The sequence below is a fragment of the Halopenitus persicus genome (genome assembly GCF_900107205.1).
Lineage (GTDB): Archaea > Halobacteriota > Halobacteria > Halobacteriales > Haloferacaceae > Halopenitus > Halopenitus persicus.
In genome coordinates this window covers 279,909-293,991 of the sequence record NZ_FNPC01000004.1, presented here as the reverse complement: position 1 = coordinate 293,991, position 14,083 = coordinate 279,909, and the positions used below count along the sequence as shown (strand labels likewise).

The 14,083-nt window shown below is 71.3% G+C and carries 13 protein-coding genes; 3 read left to right on the top strand and 10 right to left on the bottom strand.

Annotated elements, in window-relative coordinates; genetic code table 11:
• Positions 1–49: 49 nt before the first annotated feature.
• The 4 genes from BLV25_RS08655 to BLV25_RS08640 all read right to left on the bottom strand — a co-directional run bounded on the left by BLV25_RS08655 (position 50) and on the right by BLV25_RS08640 (position 2,883).
• Entirely contained in the window at positions 50–1,060 is a 1,011-nt protein-coding gene (locus BLV25_RS08655) for a presenilin family intramembrane aspartyl protease PSH (protein ID WP_092732219.1), read from the bottom strand.
• On the bottom strand, positions 1,057–1,287 hold the full coding sequence (locus BLV25_RS08650; protein ID WP_021073543.1) for an H/ACA ribonucleoprotein complex subunit GAR1: 231 nt from the start codon (positions 1,285–1,287) through the stop codon (positions 1,057–1,059). The genes BLV25_RS08655 and BLV25_RS08650 overlap by 4 nt, the downstream gene beginning before the upstream one ends.
• Positions 1,284–1,568, bottom strand: coding sequence for a signal recognition particle subunit SRP19 (srp19, locus tag BLV25_RS08645; RefSeq protein ID WP_021073544.1), 285 nt, complete (start codon positions 1,566–1,568; stop codon positions 1,284–1,286). The genes BLV25_RS08650 and srp19 overlap by 4 nt, the downstream gene beginning before the upstream one ends.
• Before the next feature lie 145 nt (positions 1,569–1,713).
• A complete protein-coding gene (locus tag BLV25_RS08640) occupies positions 1,714–2,883 on the bottom strand; it encodes a PGF-CTERM-anchored ABC transporter substrate-binding protein (protein WP_092732216.1) in 1,170 nt (389 codons plus the stop codon).
• A 61-nt stretch (positions 2,884–2,944) separates the two neighbouring features.
• On the opposite strand from BLV25_RS08640, the gene btuC reads away from it, so the two are divergent.
• Together btuC and BLV25_RS08630 are read left to right on the top strand one after the other, a co-directional pair.
• Positions 2,945–4,051 carry a vitamin B12 ABC transporter permease BtuC gene (btuC, locus tag BLV25_RS08635; protein WP_021073547.1) on the top strand — a complete coding sequence of 369 codons (1,107 nt, stop codon included), beginning with the start codon at positions 2,945–2,947 and terminating at the stop codon, positions 4,049–4,051.
• A complete protein-coding gene (locus BLV25_RS08630) occupies positions 4,048–5,394 on the top strand; it encodes a heme ABC transporter ATP-binding protein (RefSeq protein WP_218128619.1) in 1,347 nt (448 codons plus the stop codon). The genes btuC and BLV25_RS08630 overlap by 4 nt, the downstream gene beginning before the upstream one ends.
• A 73-nt stretch (positions 5,395–5,467) precedes the next feature.
• Here the strand turns inward: BLV25_RS08630 and BLV25_RS08625 are convergent, their stop codons facing one another.
• The 6 genes from BLV25_RS08625 to dph5 all read right to left on the bottom strand — a co-directional run bounded on the left by BLV25_RS08625 (position 5,468) and on the right by dph5 (position 12,620).
• Entirely contained in the window at positions 5,468–6,121 is a 654-nt protein-coding gene (locus tag BLV25_RS08625; RefSeq protein ID WP_021073549.1) for a metal-dependent transcriptional regulator, read from the bottom strand.
• Positions 6,122–6,346: 225 nt separating this feature from the next.
• Positions 6,347–7,057, bottom strand: coding sequence for a phosphoglycerol geranylgeranyltransferase (locus tag BLV25_RS08620; RefSeq protein ID WP_092732213.1), 711 nt, complete (start codon positions 7,055–7,057; stop codon positions 6,347–6,349).
• 83 nt (positions 7,058–7,140) lie between these two features.
• Complete coding sequence (locus BLV25_RS08615) at positions 7,141–7,695, bottom strand: carboxymuconolactone decarboxylase family protein (protein ID WP_092732210.1); 555 nt, start codon at positions 7,693–7,695, stop codon at positions 7,141–7,143.
• 80 nt (positions 7,696–7,775) lie between these two features.
• Positions 7,776–10,373, bottom strand: coding sequence for a DNA topoisomerase I (locus BLV25_RS08610; protein WP_092732207.1), 2,598 nt, complete (start codon positions 10,371–10,373; stop codon positions 7,776–7,778).
• A gap of 58 nt (positions 10,374–10,431) precedes the next feature.
• Positions 10,432–11,739 carry a threonine synthase gene (locus tag BLV25_RS08605; RefSeq protein ID WP_092732204.1) on the bottom strand — a complete coding sequence of 436 codons (1,308 nt, stop codon included), beginning with the start codon at positions 11,737–11,739 and terminating at the stop codon, positions 10,432–10,434.
• Positions 11,740–11,825: 86 nt separating this feature from the next.
• Entirely contained in the window at positions 11,826–12,620 is a 795-nt protein-coding gene (dph5, locus tag BLV25_RS08600; protein WP_092732201.1) for a diphthine synthase, read from the bottom strand.
• A gap of 273 nt (positions 12,621–12,893) precedes the next feature.
• Here dph5 and BLV25_RS08595 point away from each other — a divergent pair, with 273 nt between their 5' ends.
• Complete coding sequence (locus BLV25_RS08595; protein WP_143114410.1) at positions 12,894–14,036, top strand: hypothetical protein; 1,143 nt, start codon at positions 12,894–12,896, stop codon at positions 14,034–14,036.
• Positions 14,037–14,083 lie beyond the last annotated feature (47 nt).

The window sequence follows — 14,083 nt, the reverse complement described above, 5'->3', positions numbered from 1 at the left end:
CAACGACGAGCGGATACACCAGCGAGAACCCCGCCAGCGACGGTTCCGTCTACAGAAGTCCCGCAACCCCGAGCGCCTCGAGCAGCGGGATGCCCGCCGCGAGCGACCCGAGGAGGTATCCGCCGATCGCGCCGCCGTTCAGCAGCGGGAGCCCGGCGTGGGCCCGCCCGCGCAGCACCCACCGAAGCAACACGAGCAGGCCGACGAAGATCCCGCCCATCGCGGCCAGCGCCGGCAGGTTGAGGCCGAGCAGTGGCGTGCCGATGCTCGGCGCCGGCGAGAAGGTCGCCGCGCTCGCGACCAACACGGCGGGGATGACGGCATCACCCAGGCCGATGAAGAACGCGTCGCGGTCGCCGTCGTCGGCCTCGGCGTCCTCCGCATCACCCTCCGCGCTTCCTACGTCCTCCGCGTCGGCGTCCGCCGTCTCGGCGCTCTCCGAATCCTCCACGTCCTCGTGGACGTCCGCGGCCCCGGCGAAGTCGTCGGCCAGCAGCGAGTAGGAGACCGACAGCGGGATGACGAGCACCACGGGGATCCGCAGGTCCATCACGCCCTCGGCCAGCGAGAGCATATGCTCGGTCCCGTAGACCGAGATCGCGTCGTAGACCGCCAACGCGCCCAACAGCAGCAGGGCGGGGAGGATCCCGAAGGAGATGCCGAACAGCCCCGCCGCGCCGGCGCCCATCAACACGCCGGCGGCGTCGATCACGTACCACTCGGGGTGGACGAGCAACGCGACCGACACCGCCGCCGAGGGAAGGATCGCGAGCGTCGGGTCCAGCAGGGCGCCGAAGACGTACCAGGAGAGGAGCCCGGCGGTCCCGACGATCACGTACCGGACCAGCTGGTCGAGTTCGAAGCGGAACGCCGCCAGCATCAGCCCGGTCGCGACCAGGATCGCGGCCACGTACGCGAGGCTGTTCGTCGGGTCCTGGGGGTTCTCGACCGGCTGATAGCCCTGCTCGACGAACTCGGGCACGAGCGCGAGCGCCCCGAGCTGCACGAGCAGGAACAGGACGACCGCGACCGCCATTCCGCGGTACTCTCGGGGGATCATCGGGCGTACAGCGGCCCCCCGACGAGTTCGGCCAGCGTGATCCCGTCGTTCGGCGTCACCGCCACGTAGGGGCGGTCGACCGGCCCGAAGACGTCCACGACGCGCCCGACGGTCGACAGCGAGTCGTCGACCACGACCTCGCCGATCGACGGCGGGGTTTCGCCGTCCTCGCCGCGGGCGACCGCCAGCCCCTGCGCCGTTCGCACGACGCTGCCGACGCGCTTCACGAGTCGTCCCGGAGGAGGCCGACGTAGGCGGCGACGGCCTGCACGAGGTCGTTCTTCGTGGTGTCCTCCGTCCCCTGCGCGAGGACCCGCCCGCGCGGTTCGTACTCGCGAGAGTAGGTGACGTCGCGCTCGATCACCGCGTCGTAGCCGATCTGCTGGACGGCCTGGGCGATCTCGTCGACGGTCGGGTCCGACAGCGCCTCCTCGGCGGCGACGCGGCGGCCCTCCGACCGGGACAGCTCCGCGTCGAGATAGGCGGGATAGATGACGTTCTCGACCATATCGATCCGCCGGGCCCGGCCCGTAAGGTCGTTTCGACTGCCGAGGTGGAACGGGGCGAGGTGGCGGTCGGGGAACGAGCGATCCGACCCGCGAACGATCCGGCCCGCGAACGATCCGACCCGCGCGAGATTTGACCGCGCGGCGCTACGACCGGCGTCGGCCGCCCTGCAGCCGCGCGACCAGCGCCGTCACGAGCAGCGCGATCGCGGCAACGGCCGGCCCGAAGCCGGGTGCACCGACCCCCGAGCTGCTCCCCTCGTCGTCACCATCGCCATCGTCCCCGGCGGTGGTCGTCGTGGCGTCGGTCGGGACCGCCGATTCCTCGGTCTCCGCCGGCTCCGGCGTCGTCTCGGCTGCCTCGAGCTGCGCCGAGACGTTCTCGACCGTGTAGACGACGCTCCGCGGCGCCGGCTGGTTGACCCACTGGACGTCGACGTAGATCGTGTTCCCCTCCCGGCCGGCGGTCGTGCTCGCGTACGGTTCCTCGTCGACGATGTCGGTATCGCGGTCAGTGATGAGGACGTACTCGGGATCGAGCTGCAGAACGACCTCCGAAGACAGCTGCGGGTACCCCGTGTGGTTCCGCGCCGCGACGTTCTCCGCACCCGCCACCGAGAGCATCTCGTCGATGAAGGTGTCGCCGGCAGCAACGTACCCGCTGCCGAGCGGATAGAGGATCGTCGGCCGATCGCCATCATCGACCGACAACTGCGCCTCCTGGACGCGCTCGTTCATCCAGGCGTTGGTCTCGGCGGCACCCTCGCAGTTCCCCGTCAGCCGCCCGATCGTGGTCGTCTTCGCGGCGATGTCCTCGATCGAGTGCGCGCGTGGGAGGTGAAAGACCGGCAGTCCGGCGTCGCGCAGCCCCTCGAGCTGCTCGGTGTCGGTCGAGTTCGGGACCAGCACGAGGTCCGGATCGGTGCCTGCCACTTCCTCGATGCTGACGCCGAACTCGGCGGAGACGTCGGTTCGCGAGTCCGCGCCCTCGAGGTACGAGGCGTACCGCGTGACGCCGACGACCTGATCCCGCCCGCCGATGTCCCACATCGTCTGGGCGGCCGAGGGGTTCGTCGTCGTCACGCGCTCGGGCCGGTCCTCGAGCCGGAGCGTCTCGCCCGAGGCGTCCGTCAGCTCGACGGGAAACCCACAGGTACCGGCGGCGTCGGCGTCCGCGGTATCGGCGCCGCCGTCTGCCGTGCCGACGCCGACGTCCGCGGTGTCAGCGCCGACGTCCGCGGCCGCGACCGGCGTCGCGATCCCCCCGACGAGAAGCGTCACGGCCAGCAGCACGGCCAGCGCGGTTCGTGTGTCCATCGTCGTCCCCTCGCCGGCAGCCCAATAAATATTTACCTACTGCAAGCCGGTTTGCGAACGAATGAGGACCTCGGCGCGGACCGCGGGCTGGTGTCTGGGCCTCTCGGGGGTCCTGGCCGTCGCCGTCGCCGTGAGCGCCGCGCTCGGGCCGGTCCGCGTGCCGGCAGTCGAGGTCACGAAGGTGCTGTTGAACGCGCTCGCCGTGCCGGTCGGCGCGGAGTTCGGGACGCGCTCGATGCCCGGCCCGCTGTTCGTGCCCGCCGTCGAGCTGCGGTACGTCTCGCCGTTTGCCTATCCGGTCGCGGACCTCCACCGGCAGATCGTCGTCGCGATCCGGCTGCCCCGGATCCTGCTCGCAGCGGTCGTCGGCTTCGCGCTGGCCGCCGCGGGGACGGTGATGCAGGGCTTCTTCCGGAACCCGATGGCCGACCCCTCGATCATCGGCGTCTCCTCGGGCGCCGCGGTCGGCGCGGTCGCGTTCATCGTCGCGCCGGCGATGCTCCCCGCCTGGCTGCACTGGCTCGGCCTCCAGGGGATGGCCTTTCTCGGCGCGCTCGCGGCCGCCTTCGGCGTCTACGCGATCGCGACGCGGAACGGCCGCACGCCGGTCGCGACCCTCCTGCTTGCGGGCGTGGCCGTCCAGACGTTCCTCGGCGCGGTCGTCTCCTACCTCCAGCTGCAGGCAGAGGAGAGCCTCCGGCAGGTCGTCGGCTGGCTGATGGGCCACCTCGCGGGCGCCGGCTGGGCGGAGGTGCGCGTGACGGCCGTCATCGTGCCGGTCCTGTTCGCCGTCCTGCTCGTGTACGCCCGCGACCTCAACGTGCTCCTGCTGGGCGAGGAGGAGGCGCGCGGGCTCGGGATCGAGGTCGAACGCACGAAGCGGATCCTGCTCGGCGTCTCCTCGCTGATCACGGCCGCGGGCGTCGCAGTCACCGGCGTGATCGGCTTCGTCGGCCTGATCATCCCCCATATGCTCCGGCTCGTCGTCGGCCCCGACCACCGGATCCTCCTCCCGACCGCCGCACTCGCCGGGGCCTCCTTCCTCGTGGTCGCCGACACGGTCGCCCGGCTCGGCAGCGCCGAACTGCCCGTCGGCGTGGTGACCGCCGCCGTCGGCGCGCCCTTCTTCCTGTTCCTGCTCCGGAAGCGGGAGGTGCACGAGCTGTGAGCCGGTTCCACGAATCTCGGACCGAGGTGGAGGCCGAACCGGACGCCGACACCACCGCCGATCCCGATCACGCCGACCAACCGCACCTCGAGGCGACCGACGTGACCGTCACCATCGGCGACGCGACCGTGCTCGAGGGCGTCGACCTCGCGGTCGAGGCGGGCTCGTTCCTCGGCGTCGTCGGGCCGAACGGCGCCGGCAAGACCACGCTGCTGCGCGCGCTTCGGGGGAGCCTGACCCCGGACCGCGGCCACGTTCGCGTCGCCGGCGAGGACCTCACGACCCTCTCCGCCCGCGCGACCGCCAGGCGCGTGGCGTCGGTTCCCCAGGACACCGTCCTCTCGTTCGATTTCACCGTCGAGCAGGTGGTCGAGATGGGCCGGACGCCGCACCGATCGCGGTTCGCGACCCCGGACGCCGCCGACCGCGAGGCGGTCGACGACGCGATGGCGACCACCGACACCGCGCGCTTCGCGGACCGCTCCGTCGGGACCCTCTCCGGGGGCGAACGCCAGCGCGTCCTGCTGGCCCGGGCGCTCGCCCAGGAGACTCCCGTGCTCGTCCTCGACGAGCCGACCGGGAGCCTCGACGTCAACCACGCGGTCGAGACCCTGGAGCTCGTCCGCGGGCTCGTCGAGGCGGGAAAGACGGTCGTGGCCGCGATCCACGACCTCAACCTCGCGGCGCGGTACTGCGACGAGCTCCTGCTGCTCGCGGACGGGCGCGTCCGGTCGGTCGGCACCCCCGAAACCGTCCTCTCCCAGGCCGCCCTGCGGGACGCCTTCGACGCCCGGACGTTCGTCACCGAACAACCGGGGTCGACCGCGCCGCTCGTCACCGCGCTGCCCGAGACGCCCGGCCACGGCTCCGCCGCGGGCGACGATGACTCCGCTACGTCCGACGACGGTTCGGATCCGGGGATGGAACACCCGCCGATCCACGTGGTCGGAACCGGGCGGCGCGCCGCGACCGTGGTCTCGGTCCTCGCCGCCGCCGGCTTCGACGTGAGCGTCGGCGTGGTTCCGGCCGGCGACGCGGCCGCCGAGCGCGCCCGCGAGGTCGACGCCGATCCGGTCTGTGTTCCGTCCTTTTCGGGAATCACCGGCGCCGCCGCCGCGACCGCGCGGGAACGCGCCGACGCCGCCGCCGCGCTCGTCCTCGTCGACGCGGACGTCGCCGACGGAAACCGACCCATCGTCGAGGCGGTGGCTCCCGACCGGCGCGTCGTGGTCGGCGAGCCGGCCGACGGGGAACCGATCGCGGCGGCCGCGAGGATCGACCACCTCGACGACGTCGCGGACGCGGTCCGGGCGGTGCTGGCCGGGGAGACCGACGGCTGGTGAAGGAGGGATCGCACTCGACGGATCCGGCGGCGTATAGTATCTAAATACCGCGTGACGCGGTCGTGGATTACTTTTAAACCCGACGCACGCGGATCGACTCCGCGACGGACTCCGGGAGGCTCTGCTCGCCGTCCGGCGTCCGCACCGTGACCATCCCGAAGGGGGCGACGTCGACCACCTCGAGCTCGGTGTCGGGCGTGATCCCGGCGTCGGCGAGGTAGTCGAGTTCCTCCTCGTCGCGGTCGGACACGCGCGCGACGAGGACCGTCTCGCCGGCCTCGCAGTCGGCGAGCCGGACGGAGTCGTCGGTGACGGGTTCGAGGTCGGCGCCGGGGATGGGGTCGCCGTGGGGATCGACCTCGGGGTCACCCAGGGCCGCGGCCACCCGGCGCTCGAACGCCTCGGAGATGTGGTGTTCGAGCCGGTCGGCCTCCTCGTGGACCTCGCTCCAGTCGTAATCGAGCCGCTCGGCGAGGAAGGCCTCGATCAGGCGGTGATGGCGGACCACCTCGAGCGCGACCGCCTCCCCCTCCGGGGTGAGCTCGACGCCGGTGTACGGCTCCCGCTCCACGAGCCCGCGCTCGGCGAGCTTGCCGAGCATGTCGGTGACCGTCGGCGGGGTCTTGCCCACCTCCTCGGCGATCGCCGAGGTGGACACCGGTGGGCCGTCCTCGGTCTGGAGGACGTAGATCGCCTTGAGGTAATCCTCCATCACGTCGCTAAGCATCGATCCTGTGTTGCGGATCGGCCGGGAAATAGCTACGGATCCGGCCGGTCGGGACTGCCCGGGCCGACCTCACGCCACGGCGACCGCGGTCGTCCTCACTCCGCCGCCGCGACCGTGACCACTTCACTTCGCCGCGGTGGCCGTGACCGCCACACGCCGCCGCGGTGGCCGTGACCGCCACACGCCGCCGCGGTGGCCGTGACCGCCACACGCCGCCGCGGCCACTTACTCCGCGTTCGCGTCGCGGGCGCCCTCGACGGTCTCCCGAACGGCGTCACAGCCCTCCTCGTGGAGCAGGTCGCCGACGACGACGACGTCGGCGTGGGTGCCCATCTCGCGGGCGGTCTCGTAGCCGTGGACCCCGCCGCCGTAAAAGAGGGTGGTCTCGTCGAGCGCGTCGGCGGCGGCCGCGACGATCTCCGGGTCCCCGAGGGTGCCGGAGTACTCGAGGTAGACGATCTCCTGGCCGAACATCCGCTCGGCGATGCGTGCGTAAGCGGTCACGTCGTCGACCGAGAGGTCGCAGTCCGCGTCCGTGTACTCGGCGACGGAGGCGTCGGGGTTCAACACGATGTACGCCTCGGTCGTGGTGCGGTCCCAGTCGAGGCCGTCCTCGATGCGCACCCACTCGGCGTGCGCGCCGACGATCCAGAAGGGGTCGGCGGCGTTGAACACCGTGGGGATGAGGTAGCCGTCCAGCGCCGGCGAGTCGACGACCACCGCCGGGTTCGACGGCTCCTGATACAGGGCGACGTCGTGGTCCGCACAGGCGTCGATCACGCGCTGCATCTTCGCCTCGGTCATCCCGAGGGTCCCCCCGATCTCGATCGCGTCCGTCCCGGTGGCGACGACGTCCTCGAACGTCTCGTCCCCGTACAGCTCCTTGTCGGGATCGACCTTCAGAACGTGATCCCACTCCGCCCACGGGTTCGTCATTACACGGGACTGTGCCGTGGGGGGCTAAAAAGGGTACGATAGCTGGGATGGGTGCCTCTCGCCGGTCCCCCGGCCGCGCCGCCTCACGGCAGCTGCGGCCGGTCCGCGTCCGGGACCACCTCGAGGGCGTTCAGCACGCAGGCGAGCATCGCGTAGTAGCCGATCGTCCCGGTGAGCTCCGTGACGCCCGCCTCGCCGTAGCGGTCGCGTGCCGCCTCGAAGGTCGCATCCGAGACCGCGTGCTCGTCGATGAGCTCGCGGACGTACGAGACGAGACGCGCCTCGCGGTCCGGGAGCTCGTCGACCGGACCCGAGTCGGCGACGTGGTCGATCGTCGCCCCGCTCACGCCGGCCTCGCGGGCGATCGGCTCGTGGGCCGCCCACTCGAAGGCGCAGTCGAACGCCCGGGCGGTCGCGAGGATGGTCAGCTCCCGGTCGGCGTCCGGGAGCTCGCTTTCGAACCGCACGTACGCGCCGAGGTGCCCGACGCGGCCGGCGAGCTCGGGGCTATTTAAAAGGACCGAGAAGGGTCCCCGCACGCCGCCACGGCTCTCCGCGATGGCGTCGTAGTGGTGGCGATGCTCCTCCGGAACCGTCTCCCGTGCGGTGTGGTACCGAACGCGGTCCGAATCGGCCATACGACCACACCGCGAGCGTGCTATTCAGTCCTGTCGGTTCCCGCGGTCGTGGTCGCAGAGACGGGGCGACCCGGCGGCCGTCACTGCGCCTTCGCCTGCCAGTCGCGAACCCGGTCCGCGCCGACGCCGTCGACGCGGTCGGCCAGGTCGTCGGGGTCCGCCTCCGTCAGCGCCGAGACGCCCTCGACGCCGGCGTCGGCCAGCTTCTCGGCGGTCTTCTCGCCGATCCCGTCGATCGCCTCCAGCTCCGAGCCGTTCTCGCGGGCCTGGAACTCCCGGTAGTTGCAGATCGGACAGCCGAGCTCCCAGGGCTCGTCGCCGGCGTGCACCCGGAGATGCGGCAGGTCGTGCTCCTCGCAGGTCTCGTCGGTGATCTCGATCTCGCCGCGGCGGGGCAGCGGCAGCGAGTAGTCACAGTCGGGATAGCGCGTACAGCCGACCAGCCGGGAGCCGGAGCGGAGCTGCTTGATCGCGAGGTCCCCGCCCTCCGTGTCGCCGCACTCCGGACAGTCGCCGATGACCGTGTCCTCGGTCGCGTCGGCCTCGTCGGCCTGACACTGCGGGCAGCCGTGGACGAACGTCTTCCGTCCGGCCAGCATCTTCACGTGGTGGAGGTCGTGGTCCTCGCAGACGTCATCGAGGATGAGCGGCTTGCCGGTGGAGGGCAGCGGGAGCGTGTACTCGCAGTCGGGATAGCCGTCACAGCCCACGAAGTAGGAGCCGTACCGGGACTTCCTGACGAGCAGGTCCGATCCGCACTCCGGGCAGGGGCCGAGCCGCTTGTCCGCCTTGAGCGACGTCCGCAGGTGGTCGCCGACCTCCTCGCGGGAGTCGCCGAGCTCCTCGAAGACGGCCGACAGCAGCTCCCGGGACTCGGCGGTCACGTCCTCGTAGTCGGCCTCGCCGGACGCGATCGCCTGCATGTCCGCTTCGAGCTGTGCGGTCATCTCCTCGGAGACGATCCGGTCGGCGAACTCCTCGGCGGCCTCGACGACCGCCTCCGCGAGCTTCGTCGGGCGCGGCGGGTCGTTCTCGATGTAGCCGCGGTCGTAGAGCTTCTCGATCGTGTTGTGCCGGGTCGCCTTCGTCCCCACTCCGCGCGATTCCATCTCCTCGATGAGCCGGGACTGGCCGTACCGCCGCGGGGGCTGGGTCTCCTTGCCCTCGAGTTGCCGGTCGGTCAGCGCCAGCTCCTCGCCGACCTCGACGTCGGGGACGATCGTCTCGCTCGAGGACCGGTAGGGATAGACGTCGTGGTAGCCGGCCTCCAGCAGCCGCTTGCCGTTCGCCTTCAGGCGAAGCCCGCCGTCGGCCGCCAGGGAGGGCTCCTGCCCCGACTCGGCCGCCTCGGGGTCCCGAAGCGCGGCCCGGGGGTCGGCCTCGGCGGCGATCGCGGTGGCCGCGCCGTTCGCGAGCGCGACCACGCGGAGGTGCTCCCAGGTGGCCGCGGGCGCGCAGGTGGCGAAAAAGCGGCGCACGACCAGCTCGTAGACCTCCCACTCGTCGTCCGAGAGGTCCGACGCCGCGGGGATCTCGCCGGTTGGGTGGATCGGCGGGTGGTCGGTCGTCTCCTCGTCGCCCTCGGTCGGCTCGATCTCATCCCGGTCGAGCAGCGCCCCGGCGTCGTCGCCGAAGCCGGTGTCGAGGAAGGCCTCGAGCAGCTCGCGGGGATCCAGGTCGTCGGGATAGACGGTGTTGTCGGTCCGCGGGTAGGTGACGTACCCCGCGGTGTACAGGTCCTCGGCGATCGACATCGCGCGCTGGGCGCCGTAGCCCAGCGACCCCGCGGCGCGGATGAACTGCGTCGTGTTGAACGGCGCCGGCGGGTCGTCGGTGCGGGTTCGGCGCCGGACGTCGTCGACGGTCGCGCCGTCGGCCGCGTCGAGGGCCCGCGAGAGGGTCTCGGCGACGGCCTCGTCCCAGACCCGGTCCGCCTCGTTGCCGTCCGCGTCCAGCAGGAAGTAGCTCGCCTCGAAGGGGTCCCCGCCCGACTTGGTGAGGTCCCCCGACAGTTCCCAGTAGGACTCGGGGTCGAACGCCTGGATCTCGCGTTCCCGATCCACGATCAGCTTGAGCGTCGGGCCCTGGACCCGGCCGACCGAGATGAAGTCCTCGCCGAGCTGGCCCGCCGACAGCGAGAGGAACCGGGTGAGCGCGGCGCCCCACATCAGGTCGATGACCTGGCGGGCCTCGCCGGCGGCCGCCAGGTCGAAATCGAGGTCGTCGGGGTTCGCGAAGGCGTTCTTCACCTCGTTTTCGGTGATCGAGGAGAACCGGACGCGGTCGATCGGGACGTCCTCGTTCACCTCGCGGACGAGCTCGTAGGCCTCCTTGCCGATCAGCTCGCCCTCGCGGTCGTAGTCGGTCGCGATGACCACCCGGGAGGCGTTGCGCGCGAGCCGCCGCAGGGCCGCGACGATGTGCTCCTGGGTCGGCTCCTTGCTGACCGGGGCGTCGATCAGCTCGACGGGCTCGACGTCGCGCCAGTCGTTGTACTCCGCCGGGAAGTCGACCCCGACGACGTGGCCCGACAGGCCGATGCACCGCTTTCCGCCCCACTTGTAGACGTTCACGCCGTTCACCCGGTCGGACTCGGCGGACTCCCCGCTGAGGACGTCCGCGATCCGCCGGGCGGCGTTGTCCTTCTCCGTGATTATCAGTTCGGGGCCGCGACTCATTGCCGCGAGGTAGGCAACTGGCTCGCGTAAACCTTTCGTGCCGGACCGTGTGCCGCGGTCAGATCCCCTGCCCCATCAGGTGGCTCCGCAGCACGTCCGGCGTCTTGAGACCGGCCTCGGTGTTGAGGAGAACCACGGTCTCGTCGCCCTCGAAGAACCCGTCCTCGGCCAGTTCCCAGGCGCCCGCCGGCGCGGCGCCCCCGGCGGCACCCATCTCGAGGATCTCGTGTTGGGCGACCGTCACGGCGCTCTCGAGGATGGCGTCGTCGCCGGCGGTGACCCCGCGTCCGCCGCTCCCGCGGACGGCCTCGACCGCCCACGCGCCGCCGGCGGGGTCGGCGATCTCCAGCTCGCCGCAGATCGTGTCGGGCGTGTCCCACGGCTCCGGGTCGTCGATCCCGCGTTCGAGCGCGGCGGCGATCGGGGCACACCCCTCGGCCTGAGCCGCGACGAGCCGCGGCCGGTCGTCGATCAGTCCGAGGGTTTCGAGCTCCCGGAAGCCCTTGGCGATGCCCACGACGACCTCACCGCTGCCGGTCGGAACGACGACCGCGTCCGGCGCGGTCCACCCGAGATCGGCCGCGAGCTCGTGGGCGATCGTCTTCGCGCCCTCGTGGCGGAACGGCGTCGCGAACTCCGTCAGGTCGGTGTAGTCGGTCGCGAGCTGCTCGTCGACCGCCGCGACCGCGTCCGGGTGTCGTCCCCCGACGACGCGCATCTCCCCGCCGTGGACGTTCGTCATCGCCTTGTTCGAGAACGCGCACCGCGAGGGGACGAACGCGTACGACCGCAGCCCGGTCCGCCCCGCGTAGGCCGCCATCGACTGGCCCGCGTTGCCCGGGGAGGCGCACACGAGCGGTTCGACGACGCCGGGGTCGCCCCCCGATTCGTCGTCCCCTGATTCGTCGTCTCCTGATTCGCCGTCCAGCGCCGACACGGCGGTCATCGTCACCGACAGGCCGCGGTCGAGGGCGGTGCCGGTCGGGTTGCGCGCCTCGTCCTTTATATATACCTCCGCCACGTCGAGCTCGTCCGTCAGCCGGTCGGCCGGGACGAGCGGCGTGCCGCCCTCCCGCGCCGACAGCGCCGAGGCGGCCGGAAACGGAAGGAGCGCGTCGAACCGCCACATCCCGTCCGCGGCGCTCTCCTCGACCGCGGCGGTCCCTTCAACGGCAGCGGTCCCTTCAACGGCAGCGGTCCCCTTGACCGCGACGGCCTCCCTGACCGCGGCCGGATCGACGGCGTCGTAGTCGTAGGTCGGGTCGAGCGGACCGCCGCAGTCGGGACAGCGGGCCGCAGCCGCGAGGTCGTGGGCGGCCCCGCAGTCGTGACACGCGAGTCCGAGAAAGGCGTCAGTCGTCTCCATAGGTGCCCTTTCCGACGGGGCGACTAATCGCTTCCCGTCCGCGACGACGATTTATAAGGGAACGAATATAAGGGAACGAATCGGCCTCACGACAACAGGTCCGCCGGCGCGTCAGCGAGGCCGGCCAGCGCGTCGGCCTCGACGTGGTGTAAGTCGCCGGGGATCACCAGCAGATGGAGGGGATCGCCGAACGACCGGTCGGCCAGCGCGGAGAGGCGGTCGGCGGCAACGACCGCGTCGGGGCTGCCGGCGCGGGCGACGACGACGCCGAGGACGTCCGCCCAGTCGTCGGCGAGCAGGGCGGCGGCACGATCGGCCGTCATGTACTCCTCGTGGTCCGGGTCGGGACCGCGGGGGCCGGTTCCCACCTTGATGTCGAGGTAGACGATGGTGTGGAGCCCGCGCTCGCGGTTGGCCTCGATCGTCTCGATCACGCTGTCGGGCACGCCGTCGCCGCCGTGGGCGTACGGGAACGGCAGCGTGGCCGCCTTGCCGAACCGGTAGTTCTGCAGGCCGGTCAGCGAGGAGGCGGCCGACTGGGCGGTCACCCCGTGGATCACGCGCGTGTCGATCCCGCGGTCCTCGGCGCGGAGCCGGAGGTCGGTGTGGGTCGTCGAGACCATCGTGTCGCCGGCGGTCAGGAAGGCGGCGTCGCCGGACTCGGCGGCCGCCAGGATCGGCTCGGGATCCTGCTCGACGCCGGCGCGGTCCCGGACCTCGATCGTCGTTTCGTGGTAGTCCTCAAGGTCCGCGAGGTCGGCCCCGACGAGCCGGCTGGTGTAGAACTCCGCGAACGCGCGGTCGGCCGCCCGCAACGCGTCCCGTCCCTCGACGGTGATCGATCGCTCGTCATGGAGGCCGAGCCCGATGAAGGTGAGCATACCGCCCCCTCGGCGTCGCGAGCGCTTATAAACCCCGAACTCGGACCGCGGCGGACGACGTAACCGCTTATAAACCCCGAACTCGGTCCGCGGCGGACGACGCAACCACTTATAGACGCCGCACCCGGACCGTGGCGGACGACGCGAACTCGAGACCGTCTGACGGACGCAACACGCCGACGGGACGAGCGGGAAGATAGCGGCGGTTTTTTCCCGATACCTTTATTCAGCCGTGGAATAACATTCAGACGAACGACACGAGTCGCCCAGACGATGGTATCAGATCCCGATCGTATGACCGATTCCCCGCCCGACACCGAGCTGTTCGCCGAGTGGGTCTCCGAGACGGCGGAGTCCCGCGGCGTCTCCGAGCAGGAGCTACTGAACCAGCTCATCTCCTCCTTTTGGATGCTCGACGAGCTCGACAGCCTCCGCGGCGAGGGCGAGGCCCTCGGGGAGGCCGGCCGCCCGGCCGTTTCCGAGACGACCGAGCCCGACGCGACGCCCCGGAACGACGTTCCCGGGTTCACCGACGCCGACGCGAGGGACGGTCCCGGATCCGACGCCGTCGACGCCACGGACGATGCCGCCGTCGACGCCACGGACGATGCCACGGTCGACGACGCCGACGACGCCACGGTCGACGACGCGGCCGCCGACGTCGATGACGACGCCGACGTCGACCTCCAGGACGTGCTTCGCGGCCTTCTGGAAACGCTCCGCGCCGACTCGCTCACGGAGGGGGGTTCGAACGACCTGCGCCGACAGGTCCACGACCTGTCGCTGGACGTCGAGGACCAACGGCGGCGCCACGAGCGATACACCGACCGGATCTCCGACGACCTCACCCGGATCAACGGCCGGCTCACCACGCTCGAGGAGGAAACCGACGACTTCGTCACCGAGGACGCCCTCGCGCGCTACGCCACCGAGGACGCCCTCGACCGGGAGATCGACGGGATCGAAGGCTGGATCGACGAGGAGTTCGACGAGATCGAGGCGCTGTTCGAACACCTGCTCGCGCGGATCGACGACCTCGACGGGCGGATCGGGGAGGTCGACGAGCGGGTCGACGCCGTCGAATCCGCGGTCGAATCGACGCTCGAATCGGAGCTCGAGTCGATCCGATCGAGGCTCGCTGAGAACGATCGGCTCGCGGCGCTCAGACGCGACGCGCTCGCCGACGGGATCCGGAAGGCGGACTGTGCGGGCTGCGGCGAGACGGTCGATCTCGCGATGCTCGACGCGCCGCAGTGCCCCGACTGCGCCGCGACGTTCCGAGAGGTGGAGCCGGCGGGATGGAACCCCTTCGCGTCCCCGACGCTGCAAACCGGACCGGCGGGGCCGCCGTTCGACGCGGCCGACGGCACCGCCGGCGAGGACCCCCACGACGACCCCTCCGACGGTGACGTTTGAGGCGCCGCCGACGGAACGGGGACGCGACACGTCGGATCCGGCTTCGA

Coding starts and splice junctions, on each gene's coding strand:
- BLV25_RS08595 (WP_143114410.1), top strand. CDS start 12,894: ATGGTATCAGATCCCGATCGTATGACCGATTCCCCGCCCGACACCGAG.
- BLV25_RS08605 (WP_092732204.1), bottom strand. CDS start 11,739: ATGGAGACGACTGACGCCTTTCTCGGACTCGCGTGTCACGACTGCGGG.
- dph5 (WP_092732201.1), bottom strand. CDS start 12,620: ATGCTCACCTTCATCGGGCTCGGCCTCCATGACGAGCGATCGATCACC.
- BLV25_RS08620 (WP_092732213.1), bottom strand. CDS start 7,057: ATGACGAACCCGTGGGCGGAGTGGGATCACGTTCTGAAGGTCGATCCC.
- srp19 (WP_021073544.1), bottom strand. CDS start 1,568: ATGGTCGAGAACGTCATCTATCCCGCCTATCTCGACGCGGAGCTGTCC.
- btuC (WP_021073547.1), top strand. CDS start 2,945: ATGAGGACCTCGGCGCGGACCGCGGGCTGGTGTCTGGGCCTCTCGGGG.
- BLV25_RS08615 (WP_092732210.1), bottom strand. CDS start 7,695: ATGGCCGATTCGGACCGCGTTCGGTACCACACCGCACGGGAGACGGTT.
- BLV25_RS08655 (WP_092732219.1), bottom strand. CDS start 1,060: ATGATCCCCCGAGAGTACCGCGGAATGGCGGTCGCGGTCGTCCTGTTC.
- BLV25_RS08610 (WP_092732207.1), bottom strand. CDS start 10,373: ATGAGTCGCGGCCCCGAACTGATAATCACGGAGAAGGACAACGCCGCC.
- BLV25_RS08640 (WP_092732216.1), bottom strand. CDS start 2,883: ATGGACACACGAACCGCGCTGGCCGTGCTGCTGGCCGTGACGCTTCTC.
- BLV25_RS08625 (WP_021073549.1), bottom strand. CDS start 6,121: ATGCTTAGCGACGTGATGGAGGATTACCTCAAGGCGATCTACGTCCTC.